Raw genomic sequence first — 577 nt, 5'->3', positions numbered from 1 at the left:
ATATATTATCGACTACGGCATATGGCTGCCCATTCTTCTTGCGCTTTTTCACCTTAACCTGGCACTGCCATTGATTTTTCTGCATAATACGTTGAACCGTTTTATGGTTAATACGCATTCTCTTTTTTAGTATGGCTGTGATTTTTCGATATCCATATCGATACCTGTGCTCTCGGCACAACGTGCCGATTTGTTTTTCCAAATGGCGCTTGGGATAATCTTTCGTCAGATTCTTCTTCCAACGATAAACGCTCGAGAGATACCTAAATAAATACAGATATCCTGCACGGTCATTGTGCTGTGCAATACTTCTACAAGTTCGACTGACGTTTCGCTATCAACTTCCTTTCCAATTCGTTGTACTTTTTTAAAACTTCATTCTGTTGTCTCAGATAACGATTCTCTGCCTGCAGTTTCTCTAATTCGGAAGAATACTCTGGACCTTTTCCATAAGTGTATTGCTTTCCAACAGGCTGTTCGAATCGATGTATATCCCCAGCCTTATGCCATCTAACCCATGTCTGAACCTGTGTCTTATTCTTAATATTCAATTTCTGCATGATCTCTTTCATAGGCA

1 pseudogene is annotated in these 577 nt (G+C 39.9%); it reads right to left on the bottom strand.

Annotated elements, in window-relative coordinates:
• Nucleotides 1-577 (bottom strand): annotated as a pseudogene (locus AC0C66_RS21485) (IS3 family transposase); the annotation flags it as partial.

Source organism: Bacillus sp. VA13 (assembly GCF_055710085.1).
This window is presented reverse-complemented; position numbering and strand designations above follow the sequence as displayed.